This window comes from Streptomyces sp. NPDC102283 (genome assembly GCF_044766265.1).
In the GTDB taxonomy this organism is placed as follows: domain Bacteria; phylum Actinomycetota; class Actinomycetes; order Streptomycetales; family Streptomycetaceae; genus Streptomyces.
In genome coordinates, this window is the sequence record NZ_JBIWLQ010000006.1 from 16,387 (window position 1) to 37,900 (window position 21,514).

Genomic DNA, 21,514 nt, shown 5'->3' on the forward strand with positions numbered 1-21,514 from the left:
AAGGGTGCGGTGAGGTCCACGCGACGGCAGCCCTCCCGACGCGGTGGTGTCCTCGCTTACGATGGCCGTTGCGGTGGGGCCCACCTGCCGTGCCCGCGCCAGAGTCCATTACACGACCCAGTGCCAGGCCCGACCGGCAAGGAGACCAGCCTCAGTGTCCGTCTTCAACAAGCTCATGCGTGCAGGCGAAGGCAAGATCCTGCGCAAACTGCACCGCATCGCGGACCAGGTCAGCTCCATCGAAGAGGACTTCGTCAACCTCTCCGACGCCGAGCTGCGGGCGCTCACCGACGAGTACAAGGAACGGTACGCGGACGGCGAGAGCCTGGACGACCTGCTTCCCGAAGCGTTCGCGACGGTCCGTGAGGCCGCGAAGCGCGTCCTCGGACAGCGCCACTACGACGTACAGATGATGGGCGGAGCCGCCCTGCACCTCGGTTATGTGGCCGAGATGAAGACCGGTGAGGGCAAGACCCTCGTCGGCACCCTGCCCACGTATCTGAACGCGCTCTCGAACAAGGGCGTGCACCTGATCACGGTCAACGACTATCTCGCCGAGCGCGACTCCGAGATGATGGGCCGGGTCCACAAGTTCCTCGGTCTGTCCGTCGGCTGCATCGTCGCCAACATGACCCCGGCCCAGCGCCGCGAGCAGTACGCGTGCGACATCACGTACGGCACGAACAACGAGTTCGGCTTCGACTACCTCCGCGACAACATGGCGTGGTCCAAGGACGAGCTCGTCCAGCGCGGCCACAACTTCGCCGTGGTCGACGAGGTCGACTCGATCCTCGTCGACGAGGCCCGTACGCCGCTGATCATCTCGGGCCCGGCCGACCAGGCCACCAAGTGGTACGGCGACTTCGCCAAGCTGGTCACGCGCCTCACCAAGGGCGAGGCGGGCAACCAGCTCAAGGGCATCGAGGAGACCGGCGACTACGAGGTCGACGAGAAGAAGCGGACCGTGGCCATCCACGAGACCGGTGTCGCCAAGGTCGAGGACTGGCTCGGCATCGACAACCTCTACGAGTCGGTGAACACCCCGCTCGTCGGCTATCTGAACAACGCCATCAAGGCCAAGGAACTGTTCAAGAAGGACAAGGACTACGTCGTCATCGACGGCGAAGTCATGATCGTCGACGAGCACACCGGCCGTATCCTCGCCGGCCGCCGCTACAACGAGGGCATGCACCAGGCGATCGAGGCGAAGGAAGGGGTGGACATCAAGGACGAGAACCAGACCCTCGCCACGATCACCCTGCAGAACTTCTTCCGCCTCTACGACAAGCTCTCCGGCATGACCGGTACGGCGATGACCGAGGCCGCCGAGTTCCACCAGATCTACAAGCTCGGCGTGGTGCCGATCCCGACGAACCGGCCGATGGTCCGTGCCGACCAGTCGGACCTGATCTACCGCACCGAGGTCGCCAAGTTCGCCGCGGTCGTCGACGACATCGCCGAGAAGCACGAGAAGGGTCAGCCGATCCTGGTCGGCACCACCTCGGTCGAGAAGTCCGAGTACCTCTCGCAGCAGCTCTCCAAGCGCGGTGTGCAGCACGAGGTCCTCAACGCCAAGCAGCACGACCGGGAGGCGACGATCGTCGCCCAGGCGGGCCGCAAGGGCGCTGTCACCGTCGCGACGAACATGGCCGGCCGAGGCACCGACATCAAGCTGGGCGGTAACCCGGACGACCTCGCCGAGGCGGAGCTGCGCCAGCGCGGCCTCGATCCGGTGGACAACGTCGAGGAGTGGGCGGCCGCGCTGCCCGCAGCGCTGGAGCAGGCCGAGCAGGCCGTGAAGGCGGAGTTCGAAGAGGTCAAGGACCTCGGCGGGCTCTACGTGCTGGGCACCGAGCGCCACGAGTCGCGCCGCATCGACAATCAGCTGCGCGGTCGTTCCGGCCGTCAGGGCGACCCGGGCGAGTCCCGTTTCTACCTGTCGCTGGGCGACGACCTGATGCGCCTGTTCAAGGCCCAGATGGTCGAGCGCGTCATGTCGATGGCGAACGTTCCGGACGACGTCCCGATCGAGAACAAGATGGTCACCCGTGCCATCGCCTCCGCCCAGTCGCAGGTCGAGCAGCAGAACTTCGAGACGCGCAAGAACGTCCTGAAGTACGACGAGGTGCTCAACCGGCAGCGCGAGGTCATCTACGGCGAGCGCCGCCGCGTCCTGGAGGGCGAGGACCTCCAGGACCAGATCCGGCACTTCATGGACGACACGATCGACGACTACATCCGGCAGGAGACCGCCGAGGGCTTCGCCGAGGAGTGGGACCTCGACCGGCTGTGGGGCGCCTTCAAGCAGCTCTACCCGGTGAAGGTCACCGTCGAGGAGCTGGAGGAGGCGGCCGGGGACCTGGCGGGCGTCACCGCCGAGTTCATCGCCGAGTCGGTCAAGAACGACATCCACGAGCAGTACGAGGAGCGCGAGGGCACCCTCGGCTCCGACATCATGCGTGAGCTGGAGCGACGCGTCGTCCTCTCGGTGCTCGACCGCAAGTGGCGTGAGCACCTGTACGAGATGGACTACCTCCAGGAGGGCATCGGCCTGCGGGCCATGGCGCAGAAGGACCCCCTGGTCGAGTACCAGCGTGAGGGCTTCGACATGTTCAACGCCATGATGGAGGGCATCAAGGAGGAGTCCGTCGGCTACCTGTTCAACCTGGAGGTCCAGGTCGAGCAGCAGGTCGAGGAGGTTCCGGTGCAGGACGGCGCCGAGCGTCCCTCGCTGGAGAAGGAGGCCGCGGCCCCGCAGATCCGGGCCAAGGGCCTGGAGGCCCCGCAGCGGCCGGACCGGCTCCACTTCTCCGCTCCCACCGTGGACGGCGAGGGCGGCGTCGTCGAGGGTGACTTCGCCAACGACGACGCCACCGGTGACACGCGGTCCGGTTCTGCCGACGGGATGACGCGTGCGGAGCGCCGCAAGGCGCAGAAGAGCGGTGGCGGCGGCGGTCGCCGTCGCAAGAAGTAGCACCTGCGGCAGTGCTGCGGCAGGGGCCGGACACCGAGGGGTGTCCGGCCCCTGCCGTGTTCGCGGGGTCACCGGGGGCCCGGGGCGCCGGCGTTGAGGCGTTCGCCGCCCAGTTCCACCGCGGCGCAGCGCCAGCGCTGGTCGGCGCCCTGTTCCAGCCGGAAGGCCATCGCCCGGACCCGGTCTCCCGCGGCGATGCTGGCGAACGCCTCGACCACGCCGGTGGCGGGCTGGGCCCCTCGGCAGTGGCGAAGGACGGGGCGGCTGCCCCGGGTGGCCCCCAGCGGAGTGCTCGGGGCCAGCTCGGCGAGCTGGTCGTAGGCCTCGCCGATGGTGTGGCCGAGCATCCAGTGCACCGGGCGCTGGCCGCTGAGGACCGCGAGCAGGCGCTCGGCGAACCACTGGTGCGGACGCTGCGGCCGGTGGGGCTGCTGCCTGCGTGACCGCTGCGGAGGTACCGACCGGGGACCACTCGGGTCGCGTCGGCCGGCGGGCCTCGTCCTGTCCGTGCTCATGATCGTCGCCCCCGTTGACCGGGCCCGGTTTCTACCGGGCGGTAACTTGTGTTGGGGATCTTCTACGGGGGCCGCCGTCAGCGACGCAAGGGGCCTTCGGACGCCGATCGCGCGCGGGTGGATTCACCTATCCGTGGCTCAGCCCATGCGGGACAAGGGCGACAGCGGGGGTGACGGGGCGTCGGCCGTGGACGGACGACCCCGGTTGCCGAAACCCGAAAGGGGACGTTCCCACGTATCCTGAGGGCGTTTCCCTCTACGAAAGCGACCTGCCATGCGCGTGTACGTCCCCCTGACCCTCTCCGGTCTCGCAGCGGCGCACGGTGCGGGCGAGGTCGGCCCCGGGCCGCTGACCGCCTACGCGGTGACTCCGGGGCTGCGCGAGTGGTACGTCTCCGACGACATCGAGGAGCTGGAGTACGCGGCGCTCAACCGGGCCGCCGCCGCCTCGCTGCGGATGATCGCGGGCAAGCCGGACGAGGTGCGCCGCCGGGTCGTCGTGGCCGTCGACGTACCGGACGGATCCGCCGTCGCCGACCCCGATCACGGGCTGAGCGCGGCATCGCTCGGCGAGGTGCGGATCACCGCCACGCTGCCGCTGGCCAAGGCGGCGGCGGTGCACGTGGACGCCGACGACGCGGAGAAGGACGTGGCCGCCGCGGCGGCGGTGCTGGGAGCGGCGGACCTCGGCGACGACGACGCGCAGTTCACGGTGGACGGGGCCGAGGACCACGAGCTGCTCTGGTTCGGCGTCCAGGAGATTCCGCAGCTCATCGGCTGAGCCGGCGGTGTTGTCGGACCCGGAGGGTATTTTTTTCTGTATGACTTCGGGGACGACACGCACTCATCTGGTCTGGGACTGGAACGGCACGCTGCTGGATGACACCCATGCCGTCATCCAGGCGACGAACGCCGCGTTCGCGGAGGTCGAGCTGGCGCCGATCACGCTGGAGCAGTACCGGGAGATGTACACCATCCCCATACCCCGGTTCTACGAGCGGTTCCTGGGCCGGCTGCCCACCGAGGCCGAGTGGGAGCGGATGGACGGCATCTTCCACCGGTACTACGCGGAGCAGCGGGTGGCCTGTGGGCTCACCGCCGGGGTGGAGGAACTGCTGCACCAGTGGCAGCGGGCAGGCCGCAGCCAGTCGCTGCTGAGCATGTACGGGCACGAGCAGCTGGTGCCGGTGGTGCGGGGGTACGGGATCGAGCCGCGGTTCGTCCGCGTCGAAGGGCGTACGGGGCCGTCCGGCGGGAGCAAGGCGCTCCACATGGAGCGGCACTTCGAGGCGCTGGCCGGGGTGGACGGCATCGCGCCGGAGAATTCGGTGGTCATCGGGGACGCGGTGGACGACGCGGTGGCGGCGGCGCATGTGGGGGCTCGGGCCGTGCTGTACACCGGGGGGTCGCACAGCCGGAGCAGCCTGGAGGGGGCGGGGGTGCCGGTGGTGGACAGCCTGGGGGAGGCGGTGGCGTTGGCGGAGACGTTTGCCGCGTAGCGGGGGTGCCGGTGCCGTGCGCGGGTGGGCGTGGGGGTGGTGCGGGCTTTTCGGGGCGCTGCCCCGGACCCCGTTCCTCAAGCGCCGGACGGGCTGGAAAGGATGTCCTCAAGCGCCGGACGGGCTTGATTTGAGTACCTTCAGGAACTCTCGCATCCAGGCCGGGTGGTCCGGCCAGGCTCGGGAGGAGACCACAGTGCCGTCCACGACCGCCTCCGTGTCCTGGAAGGTCGCGCCCGCGCTCTGCATGTCCGGTTCCAGCGCCGGGTAGGCCGTGACGTTGCGGCCGCTGAGGCTGCCGGTGGCGGCGGTGATCAGGGGGCCGTGGCAGATCTGGGCGACCGGGCGGTCCGCGGAGAAGAAGGCGCCGACGATCTTCTTCAGTTCGGCGTTGTTGCGGAGGTATTCGGGGGCGCGGCCGCCGGGGATCACCAGGGCGATGTAGGCCCCGGGGTCGACCTCGGAGAAGGACAGGTCGGCGGGCCAGGTGTAGCCGGGCTTCTCCGTGTACGTGTCGAAGCCGGGCTCGAAGTCGTGGACCACGAAGCGCAGCGTCTTGCGCTCGGGAGCCGCGATGTCGACCTCGTAACCCTCCTCCAGCAGCCGTTGGTACGGGTAGAGGACTTCGAGCGACTCGGCGGCGTCGCCGGTGACGATGAGGATCTTCTGCGGCATGGCGGGGCTCCTCGGGGCCGATGGCCCCGATGGTGTGCCGAGGGCCTGAATCCGTGCGGTACGGACAGACTGCCCCTGTTTCGGGAGTTCGCCAAGACGGCACGGCGCACTGTCCAGAGTGTCAAAGTTCGAGGGGATCTTTTGTACACAAGCAGCTCATGACGGAACAGGGTGCGAGGGAGATAGCCTGGTGCCGTGATCAGCGCGATACGCCTCGGGGGCAGCGAAGCCCCCGGCTGCCGCCCGGAGTGCCACAGCACCCGGGCGATCCGTGATCTCCCGACTCCGGGCCGGCTGCCGAAAATGGCCAATTTGGTCCCGGGTATCTCTCCGAGCGGCATAGCGTCGACCCAGACCGGAAACCCCGCGTCGTGGCGGTACGCCGCTTTTCTCACCTACGTCACGCAACGGCGCGCGACAGGAGCCAGAGGACATGCAGACCAAGCTGGACGAAGCCAAGGCCGAGCTGCTCGCAGGGGCCGCCAAGGTAGCTGACAACGGTCCGGGCGGTGGTGTCGGTGGCCCGGGAGGTGCCCCCCGGGCGCGGATTTCCGCTGCCGGGGCCGACGAGAGCGCCCGTCCCGGTCAGGACACGGTGCTCGCCTACCTCCAGCGCTACTACCTGCACACGGCTCCGGAGGACCTCAGCGGCCGTGATCCGGTCGACGTCTTCGGCGCCGCCGCCTCGCACTACCGGCTCGCCGAGAACCGTCCGCAGGGCACCGCCAACGTCCGGGTGCACACCCCGACCGTCGAGGAGAACGGCTGGACCTGCAGCCACTCCGTCGTCGAGGTCGTCACCGACGACATGCCCTTCCTGGTGGACTCCGTCACCAACGAGCTGTCCCGGCAGGGGCGCGGCATCCACGTCGTGATCCACCCGCAGGTCACCGTCCGCCGTGACGTCACCGGCCAGCTCATCGAGGTCCTTTCCGGCGGCCCCGGCACCCCGAAGGCCTCCCAGGGCCGGAAGAAGTCCAAGGACGCCAAGGCCGAGCTGCCCCACGACGCGCTCGTCGAGTCCTGGATCCACGTCGAGATCGACCGCGAGACCGACCGCGCCGACCTCCAGCAGATCACCGCCGATCTGCTGCGCGTCCTGTCCGACGTGCGGGAGACCGTCGAGGACTGGGGGAAGATGCGCGAAGCCGCCCTTCGGATCGCCGACGACCTGCCCGGCGAACCGCTGGACGACCTCGCCGAAGAGGAGGTCCAGGAGGCCCGCGAGCTGCTGCGCTGGCTGGCCGCCGACCACTTCACCTTCCTGGGCTACCGCGAGTACGAGCTGAAGGACAGCGACGCGCTGGCCGCCGTGCCCGGCACCGGGCTCGGCATCCTGCGCTCCGACCCGCACCACAGCGAGGACGAGGCCCACCCGGTCAGCCCGTCCTTCGACCGGCTGCCCGCCGACGCCCGTGCCAAGGCCCGCGAGCACAAGCTCCTCGTCCTGACGAAGGCCAACAGCCGGGCCACCGTGCACCGCCCCAGCTACCTCGACTACGTCGGCGTGAAGAAGTTCGACGCCAAGGGCAACGTCGTCGGCGAGCGGCGCTTCCTCGGGCTCTTCTCCTCCGCCGCCTACACCGAGTCCGTGCGCCGGGTGCCCGTCATCCGCCGCAAGGTCGCCGAGGTCGTCGAGGGTGCGGGCTTCTCGTACAACAGCCACGACGGCCGCGACCTGCTCCAGATCCTGGAGACCTACCCCCGCGACGAGCTGTTCCAGACGCCCGTCGACCAGCTCCGCTCCATCGTGACCTCCGTCCTCTACCTCCAGGAGCGCCGCCGGCTGCGGCTCTACCTGCGCCAGGACGAGTACGGGCGCTACTACTCCGCGATCGTCTACCTGCCGCGCGACCGCTACACCACCGGCGTGCGCCTGCGGCTGATCGACATCCTCAAGGAGGAGCTCGGCGGCAACAGCGTCGACTTCACCGCCTGGAACACCGAGTCGATCCTCTCCCGGCTGCACTTCGTCATCCGCGTCCCGGCCGGCACCGAGCTGCCGCACCTGACGGACGCCGACGCCGACCGCATCGAGGCCCGCCTCGTCGAGGCCGCCCGCTCCTGGGCCGACGGCTTCCAGGAGGCGCTCACCGCCGAGCTGGGCGAGGAGCGCGGCGCCGAACTCCAGCGCCAGTACGGCCACTCGTTCCCCGAGGGCTACAAGGCCGACCACTCGCCGCGCGCCGCCGTCGCCGACCTGGTCCACCTGGAGACCCTCAAGCAGGGCGAGAAGGACTTCGCCCTCAGCCTGTACGAGCCGGTCGGCGCGGGCCCCGGCGAGCGCCGCTTCAAGATCTACCGGACCGGCGAGCAGGTCTCCCTCTCCGCCGTCCTCCCGGCGCTCCAGCAGCTCGGCGTCGAGGTCGTCGACGAGCGGCCGTACGAGCTGCGCTGCGCGGACCGCACCCATGCCTGGATCTACGACTTCGGGCTGCGGATGCCGCTGGCCAACGGCAACGGCGGCTATCTCGCCGACGACGCCCGCGCCCGCTTCCAGGAGGCGTTCGCGGCCGTCTGGAAGGGCGAGGCGGAGAACGACGGCTTCAACGCCCTGATCCTCGGCGCCGGACTCAACTGGCGGCAGGCGATGGTGCTGCGCGCCTACGCGAAGTACCTGCGGCAGGCGGGTTCGACCTTCAGCCAGGACTACATGGAGTCCACGCTCCGCAACAACGTCCACACCACCCGGCTGCTCGTCTCGCTCTTCGAGGCCCGCATGTCGCCCGGCCGCCAGAGCGCCGGCACCGAGCTGACCGACGGACTCCTGGAGGAGCTGGACGGGGCCCTGGACCAGGTCGCCTCGCTCGACGAGGACCGGATCCTGCGGTCCTTCCTCACCGTCATCAAGGCCACCCTGCGCACGAACTTCTTCCAGAGCGCAAGCGAGGGAAGTGACAGGAGCGGCCAGCACACGGAGGACGGCACGCCGCATTCGTACGTCTCGATGAAGTTCGACCCGCAGGCCATCCCGGACCTGCCCGCACCTCGGCCGGCGTACGAGATCTGGGTCTACTCGCCGCGCGTGGAGGGCGTCCACCTGCGCTTCGGCAAGGTCGCCCGGGGCGGGCTGCGCTGGTCGGACCGGCGCGAGGACTTCCGTACGGAGATCCTCGGCCTGGTCAAGGCGCAGATGGTGAAGAACACCGTCATCGTGCCCGTCGGCGCCAAGGGCGGCTTCGTCGCCAAGCAGCTCCCGGACCCGTCCGTGGACCGCGACGCCTGGTTCGCGGAGGGCATCGCCGCGTACCGCACGTTCATCTCCGCGCTGCTCGACATCACCGACAACATGGTGGCCGGCGAGGTCGTGCCGCCCGCCGACGTCGTCCGGCACGACGAGGACGACACCTATCTTGTCGTCGCCGCCGACAAGGGCACCGCGAGCTTCTCCGACATCGCCAACGAGGTCGCCGTCGCGTACGGCTTCTGGCTCGGCGACGCGTTCGCCTCCGGCGGCTCGGCCGGCTACGACCACAAGGGCATGGGCATCACCGCCCGGGGCGCCTGGGAGTCCGTCAAGCGGCACTTCCGGGAGCTGGGCCACGACACCCAGACCGAGGACTTCACCGTCGTCGGCGTCGGTGACATGTCCGGCGACGTGTTCGGCAACGGAATGCTGCTCTCCGAGCACATCCGCCTCGTCGCCGCCTTCGACCACCGGCACATCTTCATCGACCCGGACCCGGACGCCGCCACCTCGTACGCCGAGCGGCGCCGGCTCTTCGACCTGCCCCGCAGCTCCTGGGCCGACTACGACACGGGTCTGATCTCGGCGGGCGGCGGGGTCCACCCGCGCAGCGCCAAGTCGATCCCGCTCAACTCGCACGTCCGCAAGGCGCTCGGCATCGACCCCTCGGTGAGCAAGATGACGCCCGCCGACCTGATGCAGACCATCCTCAAGGCCCCCGTCGACCTGGTGTGGAACGGCGGCATCGGCACGTACATCAAGGCCGTCCCCGAGTCGAACGCGGACGTCGGCGACAAGGCCAACGACGCGATCCGAGTCAACGGTGAGGACCTGCGGGCCAAGGTCGTCGGCGAGGGCGGCAACCTCGGGGCCACCCAGCTCGGCCGGATCGAGTTCGCCCGCAGCGGCGGCCGGATCAACACCGACGCGATCGACAACAGCGCCGGTGTGGACACCTCCGACCACGAGGTGAACATCAAGATCCTGCTCAACGGTCTGGTGCGGGACGGCGACATGACCGTCAAGCAGCGCAACAAACTGCTCGCCGACATGACCGACGAGGTCGGCGTGCTCGTCCTGCGCAACAACTACGCGCAGAACGTCGCGCTCTCCAACGCCTCCGCCCAGGCCCCGTCCCTGCTCCACGCCCAGCAGCGCTTCATGCGACGCCTGGAGCGCGACGGCGCCCTCGACCGGGCGCTGGAGTTCCTGCCCGCAGACCGGCACATCCGGGAGCTGCTCAGCAACGAGAAGGGGCTGAGCCAGCCCGAGCTGGCCGTGCTGATCGCCTACACCAAGATCACGACGGCGGACGAGCTGATCTCCACGGTCCTGCCGGACGACCCGCACCTGCAGAAGCTGGTGCACGCCTACTTCCCGAGCGAGCTGCGCGAGCGGTTCCCCGAGGCGGTCGACGGGCACGCGCTGCGGCGCGAGATCATCACGACGGTCCTGGTCAACGACACGGTGAACACCGCCGGTTCGACCTTCCTGCACCGGCTGCGCGAGGAGACCGGGGCGTCGATCGAGGAGATCGTGCGGGCCCAGTTCGCGGCCCGTGAGATCTTCGGCCTGTCCCGGGTCTGGGACGCGGTCGAGGCGCTCGACAACAAGGTCGCCGCCGATGTCCAGACCCGGATCCGGCTGCACTCGCGGCGGCTGGTCGAGCGCGGTTCGCGCTGGCTGCTGGGCAACAGGCCGCAGCCCGTCGACATCGCGGAGACGATTCGGAGCTTCCGGGACGGTGTCGCGCGGGTCTGGGACGAGCTGCCCAAGCTGGTCAAGGGCGCGGACCTGGACTGGTACCACTCGATCCTGGACGAGCTGACGGCCGCCGGTGTGCCGGACGAGCTGGCGGTCCGGGTGGCAGGGTTCTCCTCCGCCTTCCCGGCGCTGGACATCGTGGCCATCGCCGACCGTACGGGCCAGGATCCGCTGGAGGTCGCCGAGGTCTACTACGACCTCGCGGACCGGCTGCGGATCACTCAGCTGATGGACCGGATCATCGAGCTGCCGCGGGCCGACCGCTGGCAGTCCATGGCCCGCGCCTCCATCCGCGAGGACCTGTACGCGGCGCACGCGGCGCTCACGTCCGACGTGCTGAGCGTGGGGAACGGGTCGTCCACGCCGGAGGAGCGGTTCCGGGCGTGGGAGTCGAAGAACTCGGCGATCCTCGCCCGGTCGCGGGCGACGCTGGAGGAGATCCAGGGGTCGGACGCGTTCGATCTGGCGAATCTGTCGGTGGCCATGCGGACGATGCGGACGTTGTTGCGTACGCACGTGTAGGCGTTGCCGTACGGGGGTGAGGGGGCCGGTGCCTGTCAGGGGCGCCGGCCCCCTCGGCGTGGGGTTCCGCCCTCAAGCGCCGGGCGGGCTGAAGAGATGTCCTCAAGCGCCGGACGGGCTGGAAAAGATGCGCTCAAGCGTCGGGCGGGCTGGGGGTGGCCGGGCGGGTTGGGAAAGATGCGCTCAAGCGTCGGGCGGGCTGGGGGTGGCCGGGCGGGTTGGGAAAGATGCGCTCAAGCGTCGGGCGGGCTGGGGGTGGCCGGGTGAGGTGGAGGTGGCCGGGTGAGTGGAGGTGGATGGGCGGGCTGGAGGTTGGTGGCCGGGTTGGGGGTGCTCGGGTTACTTGCGCTTGGTGAAGGCCTCGTACGCTGCCACTACTTCCTTCGCCGGGCCGTCCATCCTCAGCGTGCCCGCCTCCAGCCACAGTGCGCGGTCGCAGGTCTCGGTGATCGATTTGTTGCTGTGGCTGACCAGGAAGACCGTGCCCGCCTCGGCGCGCAGTTCCTTGATGCGGTCCTTGCTGCGGCGCTGGAACTTCGCGTCGCCCGTGGACAGCGCCTCGTCGATCAGGAGTACGTCGTGGCTCTTGGCCGCCGCGATGGAGAAGCGGAGCCTCGCGCCCATGCCCGAGGAGTACGTGCGCATCGGCAGCGTGATGAAGTCGCCTTTCTCGTTGATGCCGGAGAAGTCGACGATCCCGTCGTAGCGTTCGCGGATCTGCTCGCGGGTCATGCCCATCGCGAGTGCGCCCAGCACCACGTTGCGCTCGCCGGTCAGATCGCCCATCAGCGCCGCGTTCACCCCGAGCAGCGACGGCTGGCCCTGGGTGTGGACCTTGCCCCGGGTCGGCGGGAGCAGGCCCGCGACCGCCTTGAGCAGCGTCGACTTGCCCGAACCGTTGGAGCCGATCAGGCCGATCGCCTCGCCCTTGTACGCGGCGAAGCTGACGCCCTTCACGGCGTGCACCTGGCGTGCGCCGGGGGTACGGCGGCGGGTGGTGATCCGGCTGAGCGCCGAGGTCGCGCTGCCCTTGCCCGTACGGGCGCCGTTGACCGTGTACGTGATGTGGACGTCGTCGACGACGACCGTCGGGACACGGTCGTCCACGGGGGAATCCTTGAGGTCAGCCACGTCCGTAGGTCTCCTCGGCCTTCCAGAAGTACACGAATCCGGCCACTCCGCACAGCAGCGCCCAGCCCGCCGCGACCGCCCACGCGAACGGCGGCAGCTGCGCCCAGGTGTAGCTGTCGATGAGCGCGTACCGCATGAGGTTGATGAAGAGCGCCGCCGGGTTGTACTCCAGCGCCACCAGCACCGCGTGCGGCACCCGCTCGCCCTTGAGCAGGTGGTCCAGGCTCCACATCACGCCGGAGGAGTACATCCAGGTCCGCAGCACGAACGGCGTCAGCTGCGCGATGTCCGGGGTCTTCGCCGTCAGCCGGGCCACGGCCATCGACACCCCGGTGTTGAACAGCGCCTGGAGCGCGAGCGCGGGGACGGCCAGCAGCCAGGACGGGCGCGGGTACTGGCCGAACACCAGCAGGATCACGGTCAGCGCGCCGAGGGAGAACAGCAGCTGCTGCAACTGCTGGAGGGCGAGGGCCACCGGCAGCGAGGCGCGCGGGAAGTGCAGGGCCCGCACCAGGCCGATGTTGCCGCTGATCGCCCGGGTGCCGGCGGTGATCGAGCTCGCGGTGAAGGTCCAGATGAAGACCCCGGTGACCAGGAACGGGACGAAGTCCTCCACCCCGTGCTTGGTGTTCATCAGGACGCCGAAGATGAAGTAGTAGACCGTCGCGTTCAGCAGCGGCGTCATGATCTGCCAGATCTGGCCGAGCTTCGCCTGGCTGTACTGGGCGGTCAGCTTGGCCGTCGCGAACGCGGCGATGAAGTGCCGCCGCCCCCACAGCTGCCGGATGTAGGCGGGCAGCGAGGGCCGGGCGCCGCTGACCGTCAGACCGTGCCGGGCGGCCAGGGCGGCCAGCTCACCGGGTGCGTAGGCGGGGACGTCCTGGGCGGGAGTGCTCACCGGGGACGGCGGAGCTGCTGTCTGGCTCACCACGAACGATCGCTTTCGATGGAAGCGGGAGGGGGATAACGCCGGAACGCCCGAACGCCCGAACGCCGAAACGGTGGGGCAGTACGGCGACGGAACGATACGGTCCCGTGGGGACGCCCTCGTGGGGACGGGACCGTATCGTCGTAACGCTGAGAGTAGGACGCTTCCACGTCGCAACGCAACCGTTTCGTCGCGGCCGACTATCATGCGGGCCATGACCACCGAACGGGGAACCCGCCGCCGCGCCCCAGCGGGCGCCGCCGTCCTGCGTGCGGACGTGACGGACGCCATCCGCGCCGCCGTCTTCGAGGAACTCGCCGCGGTGGGGTTCGCCCGGATGTCCATCGAGGGCATCGCCCGGCGTGCGGGCGTCGGCAAGACCGCCGTCTACCGTCGCTGGAAGTCCAAGCTGGCGCTCGTCCTCGACCTGGTCGCGGCCGTCGCCGCCCAGGGGATGCCCGCCCCGGCCACCGGTTCGCTGTACGGGGACGTGCGCGCCGTCCTGGAACTGGCCGCGTACGCCCTGCGCCACCCGGTCGCCTCGCAGGTCATCCCGGACCTGCTGGTCGAGGCGGCCCGCAATCCGGAGATCTCCGAGGCGATCAAGGCCGCGCTCCTGGACCAGCAGCAGGGCGTCGCCGCCGTGGTGGTGAGGGAGGCGGTGGCCCGGGGGGAGCTGCCCGAGGGCAGCGATCCGGACCGGGCGCTCGATCTGATCGTCGGGCCGTTGTACTGGCGGCTCGTCGTGGTCCGCGGCGAACTGCCGAAGGGCTACCTGGACGATCTGGCCGCCTCGGCGGTCGCCGCCCTCCAGCACGTCTGAGAATCCTTCCGCACGTCTGTAGCCCTTCAGTACGCCTGAAGTCCTTCAGTACGACTGGCGACGCTCAGCCCGTCCGAAGCCTCCAGCGTGTCCGACGACGCTCAGCCCGCCGGTACCCGTGCCAGCACCTCGCCCGTGGCCGGGCTGAACGCCAGCATCGTCGCGTTCTCGGGCAGGCGCTGGAAGCGGGTCAGCAGCAGCCACCGCACCCCGTACCGTGCGGTGATCCCGTCCCGCCGGGCCTGCGGGGTCGACACGTCGAGGTAGGCGGCCACCGCCCGGCTCCGCTCCCGCCGCTCCGTGCGCGCGAGCCCCGCGTCCGGCAGCGCGTCGGCCAGCACGTACGCCCCGTGCCCGGCCAGCGCGTACATCGCCGGGCGGCTGTCCGTCAGGACCACCTCGCCCGGTGGCACGTACGCGGTCGCCCAGGCGTACGGCTCCCCGGCCGCCCGCACCCCCTGGGCCGCCGGCGGGCCCGTGGTCCGGCCCTCGGCAGGGGTGCGCGGAGCGGTCAGCCCGTTGTAGTACGGCCACAGCGCCGCCACGGCCACCGCGCACACGACGGCGAACGCCCACCGCCACACGGTCGGCCGGATCCGGGTCCGCGTCCGGACCGCGATCAGGGCGACGCACCCGATCGCCGCGCCGATCGCCGTCGGCGGGTGGACCAGCAGGACGAGCCCGAGGAGCACGCCGATCCCGGCCGTCTCCGCCCACCGGGGCGTCCGGCCGGGCCTCGGATCACCGGGGCGGGCGGTCCGGGCGGTCGCACGGCCGGTCCACGCCCACAGGTGCAGGGTGACCGCGACCGCGAACGTGCTCGGCGCGCTCCAACGGGCCGGATCCGCCCAGTGGATCGGGACCAGTGGCACCAGCACGAGAACCGGAACCCAGCGGTTCGGGGTCAGCAGCCGGGTGAGCCGGCCGATCCCGGTGAGCAGGAGCAGCAGGTTCACCGACGCGGCCACCGCGACGACGGACGGGCCCGAGAGCCCGGTGGCGCGGGCGGCCAGCCCCTGGAGCAGCGCGTACGGGGAGTAGTGCGCGCTCGCCACGGCGGGCAGGTCGGTCATCGGGAACGCGGGGTGCAGCAGATTCACCCGCAGCCGTTCGATGACCGCCGCCTGGAGCCCGGCCTCGCAGCACAGCGGGGCCTGCCAGGCCGCCGCCGACAGGACCGCCCACAGCAGGCCGCCCAGCACCAGGTACGGCGACGGCAGCCACAGGGGAGGCCGGGCCGTTCCCCCCGCCCCGTCGCCTCCCGTCGCGGCGGGCGGGAGGTCGGAGGGCGGGGCACCGGAGGACGGGGCGGAGGAGGCAGCGGAGAAGAGGGGCACGCCTCATGGGTTCCGTGCGGCGGGCCCGCTCTCCCCGCCGCCACCCGTCCGAGGGATTCCGGGCCCCGGCTTCCCGAAGGCCTCAGGGCGTGTCCGCCAGCAGCCGGTCCGCGACCCGGGCCGCCGCGCCGCCGTCGTCCAGATCGCAGTAGTCGCGGCGGAAGCTCTCATAGGCGTCGGCGTGCCGGGCCGTGAGTGACCCGGTGTCGCGCAGCGCCTGCGCCACCTCGTCCGTCGTGACCAGCAGCGGCCCCGGCGCCCGGGTCTCGAAGTCCAGGCAGAAGCCGCGCACGGTGTCGCGGTAGTGCTCCAGGTCGTACGTGTGGAAGAGCATCGGGCGGCCCGTCAGCGCGAAGTCGAACATCAGCCCCGCGTAGTCCGTCACCAGGACGTCGGCGATCAGGAGCAGCCCCGCGGCCCCCGGATGGTGCGAGACGTCGAGCACGCCGGGCCCGGCCGGGACGCTGCCGGTGACCCGGGGGTGGCGGCGCACCAGCACCGTGTGGCCGGGGCCGAGCTCCCGGGCCAGGGCGCCCGGGTCGAGTGCCGGGTCCCAGCGGTACGGGCCGGGGGCCGTGCGGTCGGCGGACGCCGCCGGGGGATGGGCCAGGTGGTCGCGGTAGGTCGGGGCGTACAGCACGACGCGGTGGTCCTCCGGGATGTCCAGCCCGCGCCGGACCTCCTCGGCGGTCTTGTCCCGGTCGGGCGGGAACAGCAGGTCGTTGGCGGGCGAACCGGCCTCCAGCACCTCGCCCTCGTACCCCAGCGACCGGCGCAGCCACGGGGTGGCGAAGCGGCTCGGGGAGACCAGCACCGACCACTGGGCCGACCGCCGCGGCAGGGTGGCGAGGTACTGGTGGTCGGCGTAGAGGGTGTCCGTCAGGCTGCCGCCGAACCGGCCGAGCGGGGTCCCGTGCCAGGTCTGGACGACCGTCTGCCCCGGCCGCCGCTCGAACCACCCGGGCAGCTGATCGTCCGTGACGATCCGGCGGGAGCGGGCCAGCGCCTCGTACCAGGCGGCGCTGTGTACGGGGACGGCCCGCGCGCCGGGCGGGACGTGGGTGGTGCGGCCGGGGGCGGTGCCGGTGACCCACAGGTGCTCGGTCTCCGTGCCCCGGCGCACGAGTTCGGCGTGGACGGCGCGCGGGGAGTCGCCGCCCGCGTAGAGCACGGTGTCGCGGAGCGGGAGGGGCGTGCGCCCGTCCCGGTAGTGCGCGGCGCGCAGGAGGCGCCTGCCGTACGCGCTCCGCCCGGCGGCCTCCGTCTGCGAGTCCGACGCCCGCGACTCCGGCCCCGCGACGACGGACAGCCGGTCGCCGTTCCGGCGCTCCGGACGCAGGGCGCTCTCGGCTCCGCCGCAGGGGAGCCGCGCGGCGGCGGAGCCGAGGACGCGCACGGGGCGGCCGTCCAGGCGGATCTCCCAGCGGCCTTCCGGGAGCGGCGGGGAGATCAGCGCGGAGAAGCGGCTCGGCGCGTGGTCGGAGGCCCGGTGGGCGCTTTCGCCCGAGTTCCTGCCCGCGTCCGCGCCCGCGCCCGCGCCCGAAGGCTCGTTCGCGGCGGCCTTCACAGCGGCTTTCACGGCGGCCTTCGTGACGCTCCGCGCGACGTCGTCCGTGACGGTTTCCGCGATGTTCCCCGCGCCCGCCGCTCCGATGTTCCCGGTGTCGGCTTCCACGAAATCCACCGCGACCGGAACCGTCTCGTGCAGCGTCTCGTGGCGCAGGACGAGTCGGTCTCCGGACGCGGTCGCCGCCCCCGGAGCAGGTGGAACGTACATCCCCGAGACCCGCAGGGCCCCCTCCGGCGTGTGCTCCACCCGGTCCGCGTACGGCGGCCCCGACAGGTCCAGCACCAGGTTGCCCGCCGGGTCCGCGCACGCGGGCGGCGGCAGGTCCGGGGCGGCCGGCAGCGGGACACGGGCGCCGTCGGCGAGCTGCAGCCGGACCTGCCAGCGCGCCCCGCCCGCCGCCTCGACCTCGCGGGGAGCCCGGTGCGGGACGGGCGGGGCGGCGGCGAGGTCGGCGAGCGGCACCCGCACCGTGAACCCGACCCCGCCCGGCCCGTGCCCCCCGCCGGCCGCAGGCATCCCGCCCGGCCTACGCACCTCGTCCGACCCGCCCATCTCGTCCGACCTGTGCCCCCCGCCGGCCGCACGCATCCTGCCTGCCCCACCCGGCGCGCCCGCCCCACCCGCCGCGCGGGCCTCACTCACCCCGCCGCTCACCGCGCCTCCCTCGCCCGGCCCCCCGCCCCCGGCGCTCTCCGCGTACTCCACCGGGCACGCGTGCTCCTCGCCCTCTCCCTCGCGCGTCAGCACCAGCGCAGTCGGCCTGCTCCCGCTCCCGCCGAAGAGCCGGCCCGTGAGTTCCAGCGGTGCCCCCCGCGCCCCGGCGGTCCGGTGCCCCTCGGCCCGTGCCCGCAGGTGCGACACGGTCAGCCGGAGCCGGCCGCCCCGGTAGTCGAGCACCGCCCGCCGCCCGTCGCCCAGGTCGTGGACGAGCGGCTGGTCCGCGCCCGCGTCCGGGGCGCGCACCGCCGCCCGGCGCACCGTCCCGGGCGCGGCGAGGACCAGGCCGACGAGCCAGCCGCCGCCGTCCACCGTCACGGGCAGCCGGTCCGGGTCGAGGACCATCTCGAAGCCCGCGTGGTCGTAGCCGTGCAGCTCCTGGCCGGAGTTGACCGTCGCCTCGGGCGCGGACACGGACCGCACCGGCACCGGCCGCACCCGCCGGCCCCGTTCCGCCCGGACCATCCCCACCGTGAGCCGCTGCCGGGCGGAGGCGGCGGGCAGGTTGCGCAGATACGCGTACCCGCGCAGCCGCAGCTTCCCGTCCGCGCTCCAGCGCGCCTCCAGCAACCGCGCCACGGCGGGGACGTCCGTGCGCGCGAGCCGGGCGCTCGCGCCGCGCACCCCGGGGTACACCGCCCGCCGCCGACCCGGGATTCCCTCGACCGCGAACGTGCCCGGCCCGTTGGCCCGTTCGAAGGCGAGGACCGCCAGCAGATCGTCCAGGCGCCGCTCCCGCACCAGCGACCACTTGACGCGCAGCTCCACCGGCAACCCCTCCAGCGCCCCGGGCCCCGCCCGGTCGGCGAAGGCCCCGGCGCCTTCCAGGAACGCCGTCCGGTAGGCATCGCCGCCCATCGGCAGGCCGTCCAGGAAGTATCCGAAGTCGTCGCGCAGGCAGGAGGCGTCGTACGCCCGCCGCTGTGCCGCGTCCCGGCCGCCCAGGAACGCGCTGACCTGCTCGCACGCGGCGATCCGGTCCCGTACGCCCGTGATGTCCGTACGCCGCCGGGTGATCGAGCCCTCCCGCACCCGCCAGTAGTAGACGTGCTCGTGCAGGACGTCGACGGCCCCGGCGAGATGGTGCGCGGGGATCATCACCGGGGTGTCCTCGTACAGCTTGCCCACGGGGAAGGCGAAGCCGTGCGCGTCCCAGAAGGAGCGCCGGAACACCTTGTTCCACGCCACCCGGTCGGCCAGCAGGCGCGGGTCCCCGGTGATGTGGGTGCGCGCTCGCGTGGCCGTCAGCCAGCGGTACTGCCACGCCTGCTGCCGCCCCTGCGCGGTCAGCCGCCACACATTGCCGGTCGCCAGATCGGAGCCGGTCGACTCCAGTGAGGCCGTCATCCGCTCGTACGCGTCGTGCACGACAATGTCGTCACTGTCGGCGAACGCCAGGTAGGGGACGGTGGGGGTGGTGTGCCGGACGCCGGTGTTGCGGGCGGCGCTCAGGCCCGCGTTCCGCTGCCGCACCAGCCGGAAGCGGCTGTCCCGGGCGGCGAACTCCGCCGCGATGCCGGCGCTGCCGTCCGTCGAACCGTCGTCGACCATGACCACCTCGATCGCTCCGAGAGTCTGGTCCGCCACCGACCGCAGGCAGTCGTCGAGGTAGGCCTCGACGTTGTGGACGGGGACGACGACGCTGAGGAGGGGTGGCGGTGGTGGCTTCATGTCCTGGTCAACAGAGGGCGGGTCCCAGGGTCACCGACGCTGACCCGAACGGGTGAACGCGGCACCTCGGCCGTCCCGGCCCGCGATTACGCTCGGCTGCCATGCCCACCCGAGCTTCCGTGAAGCGGTTCGTGCGTCGCCAGGCCATGCGGGCCGCCTACCGCACCGACCTGCACCGCCCGCTCGACCCCAACCTCGCCGTCTACGGGGCGTACTGGAACCGGGGCATCGCCTGCAATCCCGCCGCGATCCACGCCAAGGCCCGCGAACTGGCCCCGCGGGTCCGGGGCGTGTGGGTCGTCTCCTCCCGGCACCGAGACCGGATGGAGCCGGGCGTGCCGTACGTCATCGAGGGCTCGCGCCCCTACTGGCGGGCCATGGCCACCGCCACGTATCTGGTCAACAACTCGAGCTTTCCCGGCGGCTTCACCAAACGGCCGGGTCAGCGCTACCTCCAGACCCACCACGGGACCCCGCTCAAGACCATGGGGCTCGACCAGCGCGCGTACCCCGCCCTCGCCCGGAAGACCGACTTCGCCAAGATCCTCGCCCACGTCGGCCAGTGGGACTTCAGTCTCTCCGCCAACCCGCACAGCACCGAGGTCTGGGACCGCGTCTACCCGGGCGCGTACGAACGGCTCGACGTCGGCTACCCCCGCAATGACGCCTACTTCACCGCCACCGTCGAGGAGATCGCGAGGATCCGCGCCGAACTGGGCATCGCCGAGGGGCAGACCGCCCTGCTCCACGCCCCGACCCACCGTGACTACCGCGACGGCTTCGTGCCCGATCTCGACCCCGAGCGGCTGGCGAGCGAACTGGGCCCGCAATTCGTGCTGTTGGTGCGTGCCCACTACTTCTACGGACGCTCCGCCGGGCTCGGCCGGACGGGTGCGGCGGGGGTCGTCGACGTCACCGGGCATCCCCGCGTCGAGGAACTGTGCCTGGCCGCGGACGCGTTGATCGCCGACTACTCCTCCCTGCTCTTCGACTACGCCTGCCTGGACCGCCCGATCGTCGTCCACGCCCCCGACTGGGCCGCCTACCGGGCCACGCGCGGGACGTATTTCGACCTGCTCTCCGGGCGGCCCGGCGACACCCCCGGCCCCGTCACCACCACCCCGGCCGAGCTGGCCGACGTGTTCCGGACGGGGGAGTGGCGGACACCGGAGACGGCCGCGCTGCGCGCCGCGTTCCGGAAGCGGTTCTGCCCGTACGACGACGGGCGCGCGGCGGAACGCGTCGTACGGCGGTTCTTCGCCCCGTCACTGTGACGGGCCCCGCCTCTCGATCGGTCGGCGCGTCCCGCCACCCGAATGGCTCACGGCGGGCCTTCCGTGCCGATTCCTCCGTGCCGCCCGGTCGTTGTGCCCAACAGCCCGCTCACCCCGCCATGTTGGGAGACGTCCATGCACCGGTCCGCCTACGAGCAGATGGAACTCTGCATCAAGGAGTATCTGCCCGTCGAAGGGCCCGTCGAAGGGCCCGCGTCCCGCAACGGCTCCGGCGCGGGGACGGGCGCCTACCGCGTCGTCGACCTCGGATCGCGCGTCTCCGGCAAGCAGACCCGTACCCACCGGGCGCTGCTCGCCGACCACCCCATCGACTACTTCGGGGTCGACGTGCAGGACGGCCCCAACGTCGACGCCGTGATGAAGAGGCCGTACCGCATCCCCGCACGGTCCAACAGTGCCGATGTCGTGCTGTCCGGGCAGGCGTTCGAGCACATCCCGTTCTTCTGGGCGTCGATGCTGGAGATCGCCCGCATTCTGAAGCCGGGCGGACACGCGTTCATCACCGCGCCCTCGCGCGGCCACGTCCACGACGCGCAGGACTGCTGGCGCTACTACCCCGACGGGTTCCGCGCGCTCGCCGCCCACTCGCGGCTCGAACTGCGCGAGGCCTACACCGACTTCCCGCCGAGGAAGGGCATCTGGCACGACTACCGGGCCATCGACAAGAAGGCCGCCTACTGGGGCGACTCCGTCGGCGTCTTCCGCAAGCCGGCCCACTACCCGCGCCTGACGATGTTCGTCGTGCGGGAGCTGGCGGTGTGGTGGGCGAACCGGGTCGGCGGCGTGGACGGCGTCCCGCTGCCCCGGCCGCTGGACGGCCGTGAGGCGTGCGGCCGCCCGGGGACCGTGCCCGCGCAGGGGCCCTCACTCGACCAGGGCCCGCCCCGATCAATGGCAGGTTGACGA

The 21,514-nt window shown here is 71.5% G+C and carries 13 protein-coding genes; 7 read left to right on the plus strand and 6 right to left on the minus strand.

What is annotated here, in order from left to right:
• The first annotated feature begins 154 nt into the window (after positions 1 to 154).
• On the plus strand, positions 155 to 2,974 hold the full coding sequence (gene secA / locus ACIRJT_RS13690) for a preprotein translocase subunit SecA (RefSeq protein ID WP_403908288.1): 2,820 nt from the start codon (positions 155 to 157) through the stop codon (positions 2,972 to 2,974).
• Positions 2,975 to 3,042: 68 nt separating this feature from the next.
• On the opposite strand, the gene ACIRJT_RS13695 is transcribed toward secA, so the two are convergent.
• Positions 3,043 to 3,489 (minus strand): Rv3235 family protein, encoded by a 447-nt coding sequence (locus tag ACIRJT_RS13695; RefSeq protein ID WP_403908290.1) that lies wholly within the window; start codon positions 3,487 to 3,489, stop codon positions 3,043 to 3,045.
• 274 nt (positions 3,490 to 3,763) lie between these two features.
• Here ACIRJT_RS13695 and ACIRJT_RS13700 point away from each other — a divergent pair, with 274 nt between their 5' ends.
• A complete protein-coding gene (locus ACIRJT_RS13700; protein WP_403908292.1) occupies positions 3,764 to 4,270 on the plus strand; it encodes a DUF6912 family protein in 507 nt (168 codons plus the stop codon).
• A gap of 40 nt (positions 4,271 to 4,310) precedes the next feature.
• Positions 4,311 to 4,988: an HAD family hydrolase gene (locus tag ACIRJT_RS13705; protein WP_403908294.1), complete on the plus strand. Its 678-nt coding sequence runs from the start codon at positions 4,311 to 4,313 to the stop codon at positions 4,986 to 4,988.
• Positions 4,989 to 5,096: 108 nt separating this feature from the next.
• Here the strand turns inward: ACIRJT_RS13705 and ACIRJT_RS13710 are convergent, their stop codons facing one another.
• Positions 5,097 to 5,663 carry a DJ-1/PfpI family protein gene (locus ACIRJT_RS13710; protein ID WP_403908296.1) on the minus strand — a complete coding sequence of 189 codons (567 nt, stop codon included), beginning with the start codon at positions 5,661 to 5,663 and terminating at the stop codon, positions 5,097 to 5,099.
• Between the two features lie 433 nt (positions 5,664 to 6,096).
• Here ACIRJT_RS13710 and ACIRJT_RS13715 point away from each other — a divergent pair, with 433 nt between their 5' ends.
• The gene (locus tag ACIRJT_RS13715; protein ID WP_403908298.1) at positions 6,097 to 11,136 is read left to right on the plus strand and encodes an NAD-glutamate dehydrogenase; all 5,040 of its coding nucleotides are present in this window, start codon (positions 6,097 to 6,099) and stop codon (positions 11,134 to 11,136) included.
• A 339-nt stretch (positions 11,137 to 11,475) separates the two neighbouring features.
• On the opposite strand, the gene ACIRJT_RS13720 is transcribed toward ACIRJT_RS13715, so the two are convergent.
• Positions 11,476 to 12,267 (minus strand): ABC transporter ATP-binding protein, encoded by a 792-nt coding sequence (locus ACIRJT_RS13720; protein ID WP_403908300.1) that lies wholly within the window; start codon positions 12,265 to 12,267, stop codon positions 11,476 to 11,478.
• A complete protein-coding gene (locus ACIRJT_RS13725) occupies positions 12,260 to 13,165 on the minus strand; it encodes an ABC transporter permease (protein ID WP_403908931.1) in 906 nt (301 codons plus the stop codon). Before ACIRJT_RS13725 ends, ACIRJT_RS13720 begins: the two co-directional genes overlap by 8 nt.
• Positions 13,166 to 13,409: 244 nt before the next feature.
• Here ACIRJT_RS13725 and ACIRJT_RS13730 point away from each other — a divergent pair, with 244 nt between their 5' ends.
• Entirely contained in the window at positions 13,410 to 14,018 is a 609-nt protein-coding gene (locus ACIRJT_RS13730; RefSeq protein ID WP_403908302.1) for a TetR/AcrR family transcriptional regulator, read from the plus strand.
• 101 nt (positions 14,019 to 14,119) lie between these two features.
• Here the strand turns inward: ACIRJT_RS13730 and ACIRJT_RS13735 are convergent, their stop codons facing one another.
• Positions 14,120 to 15,355, minus strand: a complete 1,236-nt coding sequence (locus tag ACIRJT_RS13735; RefSeq protein ID WP_403908303.1) for a hypothetical protein — start codon at positions 15,353 to 15,355, stop codon at positions 14,120 to 14,122.
• An 82-nt stretch (positions 15,356 to 15,437) separates the two neighbouring features.
• Positions 15,438 to 19,313: a CDP-glycerol glycerophosphotransferase family protein gene (locus ACIRJT_RS13740; protein ID WP_403908305.1), complete on the minus strand. Its 3,876-nt coding sequence runs from the start codon at positions 19,311 to 19,313 to the stop codon at positions 15,438 to 15,440.
• 101 nt (positions 19,314 to 19,414) lie between these two features.
• Here ACIRJT_RS13740 and ACIRJT_RS13745 point away from each other — a divergent pair, with 101 nt between their 5' ends.
• Entirely contained in the window at positions 19,415 to 20,587 is a 1,173-nt protein-coding gene (locus ACIRJT_RS13745; RefSeq protein WP_403908307.1) for a CDP-glycerol glycerophosphotransferase family protein, read from the plus strand.
• 135 nt (positions 20,588 to 20,722) lie between these two features.
• Positions 20,723 to 21,511 (plus strand): methyltransferase domain-containing protein, encoded by a 789-nt coding sequence (locus ACIRJT_RS13750; RefSeq protein WP_403908308.1) that lies wholly within the window; start codon positions 20,723 to 20,725, stop codon positions 21,509 to 21,511.
• The last annotated feature ends 3 nt before the right edge of the window (positions 21,512 to 21,514 follow it).